This is a genomic window from Acidobacteriota bacterium, from assembly GCA_034211275.1.
In the GTDB taxonomy this organism is placed as follows: Bacteria; Acidobacteriota; Thermoanaerobaculia; order Multivoradales; family JAHZIX01; genus JAGQSE01.
Map to the genome: position 1 here is coordinate 1 of JAXHTF010000345.1, position 2714 is coordinate 2714.

Sequence of the window (2714 nt, forward strand, 5' to 3'; positions counted from 1 at the left end):
CAACAGGAACGCGAGGTGGACCGTCAGAATCAGGGCCGCGAACAGGAACAACACCGGGCCGACCTCGAGCACCGTGGCGATGTGCGCGCTGGCGCCGATGACCGCGAAGAACACGTGCATCATCAGGGTGCCCACCTCCGACGCGCCGCCGAGGCGGCCTACCGCCGGCACCAGGGTGGCGACCAGCACCGTGAACCCGGTCAGAAACAAGATGCCGCTTCCCGCGAAACCGGTGAGCGCCTCGCACGCGAAGCCCGCCGCACACAAGCCGGCCGACACCGCGAGCGCCGCGGCCATGCCGGACAGGGTCGGCGGCGGGGCGGGTTCCGCTGCCTCTTTCCCGAGCTCGTGCCCGTCCGCCGGAACCCTCCGTTCGCCGAGCCAACGCCGCATCACGGCCGCGCCGGGCAGGGCGAACAGCACCAGGAAGTACGCCGCCATCACGAGGTTGTCGGCGGCGAAGCCGGCCGACAGCAGGTCACCGGAGCGCAGACCCAGGGCCTCGGATGCGGCGACGAAGTTCATGGAGCCACCGACATAGGTGGCACAGAAGATTCCGGCCAGCTCCCAGCCCTCCTCACCGAGGGGGATCAGCCAGAAGGCCAGGCAGGTGCCGAGGACGGTGCCGATACCGCCGGCCGTGAACGCGAGCAGGGTCGGTCCGGCCTCGGTCAGGATCCGCTTGAGGTCCGCCCGCAGCAGCAGCAGCGGGATCGCCAGCGGCACCAGGTACGACCACACCACGTCGTAGGCCGGTGCGCGCACCGGGATCAGGCCGAGGTTGGACAGCACCAGAGCGGTGCCGATGGCGACTACTGCGCCGGAGACCCGGGCGCCCCAGCGGGTGCGCTCGGCCCAGATCCCGAACGCCCCGGCGGCCAGCAGCACAGTCCACAGCGCCCAATGGTCGTCCGGTCGGACCCACGTCTCCATGGCGGCACACCCTATCAGACGATACGGCCGGCTCCGATCGCCCCGTCCTTGCAGTCGATCTGCGCCCCGGATCGGAAAGCAAAACGCCCCGTCGGATGACGGGGCGCTGCATCAAGAAACTTCCCGGCGGCGACCTACTCTCCCGTACGCTGGACGCACAGTACCATCGGCGCTGAGAGGCTTAGCTTCCGAGTTCGGAATGGGATCGGGCGTTTCCCTCTCGCTGTGACCACCGGAAAAAAATCACAACCGAAAATCGAGTCTTCGTGTCCATCGGATCTCGAGAACACACTCAATGAAGACGTGTGGTCAAGCCTCACGACCGATTAGTACGGGTCAGCTCCACGCGTTACCGCGCTTCCACATCCCGCCTATCAACCAGGTGGTCTTCCTGGGGTCTTCAGGGGCTTGCGCCCGGGACACCTTATCTTGGAGTGGGCTTCCCGCTTAGATGCTTTCAGCGGTTATCCTTTCCGAACATAGCTACCCAGCTGTGCCGCTGGCGCGACAACTGGTGCACCAGAGGTTCGTCCATCCCGGTCCTCTCGTACTAGGGACAGATCTCCTCAAGTGTCCTCCGCCCACGGTAGATAGGGACCGAACTGTCTCACGACGTTCTAAACCCAGCTCACGTACCGCTTTAATCGGCGAACAGCCGAACCCTTGGGACCTGCTTCAGCCCCAGGATGCGATGAGCCGACATCGAGGTGCCAAACCCTGCCGTCGATGTGAACTCTTGGGCAGGATCAGCCTGTTATCCCCGGAGTACCTTTTATCCGTTGAGCGACGGCCCTTCCACTCGGAACCGCCGGATCACTAAGCCCGACTTTCGTCCCTGCTCGACTTGTAGGTCTCGCAGTCAAGCACCCTTACACCTTTGCGCTCTACGGCTGGTTTCCAAACAGCCTGAGGGTACCTTTGGGCGCCTCCGTTACGCTTTGGGAGGCGACCGCCCCAGTCAAACTGCCCACCAGACACTGTCCCCGACCCGGATCACGGGTCCAGGTTAGACTCCTAATGCAATAAGGGTGGTATCTCACCGATGGCTCCACCGAGACTGACGCCCCGGCTTCACAGCCTCCCACCTATGCTGCACATACAGCATCAAAAGCCAGTGCCAAGTTGCAGTAAAGGTTCACAGGGTCTTTCCGTCTTACCGCGGGTAACCGGCATCTTCACCGGTACTACAGTTTCGCTGAGCCCCTTGTGGAGACAGTGCCCAGATCGTTACGCCATTCGTGCAGGTCGGAACTTACCCGACAAGGAATTTCGCTACCTTAGGACCGTTATAGTTACGGCCGCCGTTTACCGGGGCTTCAATTCGGGGCTTCGCCGAAGCTAACCCCTCCTTTTAACCTTCCGGCACCGGGCAGGCGTCAGACCCTATACTTCCTCTTGAGAAGTTTGCAGAGTCCTGTGTTTTTAGTAAACAGTCGCCTGGGCCTTTTCACTGCAACCCCCTCCCGCTCCAACCGCGAGGGTCTTCACGGTATGAGGGCGCACCTTCTCCCGAAGTTACGGTGCAATTTTGCCGAGTTCCTTCACAAGGGTTCACTCAAGCGCCTGTGGATACTCACCTCGCCCACGTGTGTCCGTTTACGGTACGGTCACCCACAGCTCTCCTTAGAGGTTTTTCTTGGCAGCGTGGGGTCAGCCACTTCGTCCACAAGAGGACTCGGGATCACACCTCGGAGTTAACAGCTCAGCGGATTTACCTGCCGAGCCCTCCTACGTGCTTCAACCTGCACCTCCAGTCGCAGGCTGGCCTACCCTTCTGCGTC

Annotated in this window: 1 protein-coding gene and 2 rRNA genes; all 3 read right to left on the minus strand. The window is 62.4% G+C overall.

What is annotated here, in order from left to right; translation table 11 throughout:
- Window positions 1–933 (minus strand): DUF819 family protein (locus tag SX243_25770; GenBank protein MDY7096399.1); only part of this gene is annotated, 933 nt, incomplete at its 3' end.
- A gap of 121 nt (window positions 934–1054) precedes the next feature.
- Window positions 1055–1170 (minus strand): 5S ribosomal RNA (gene rrf / locus SX243_25775).
- Between the two features lie 68 nt (window positions 1171–1238).
- Window positions 1239–2714 (minus strand): 23S ribosomal RNA (locus SX243_25780); the annotation flags it as partial.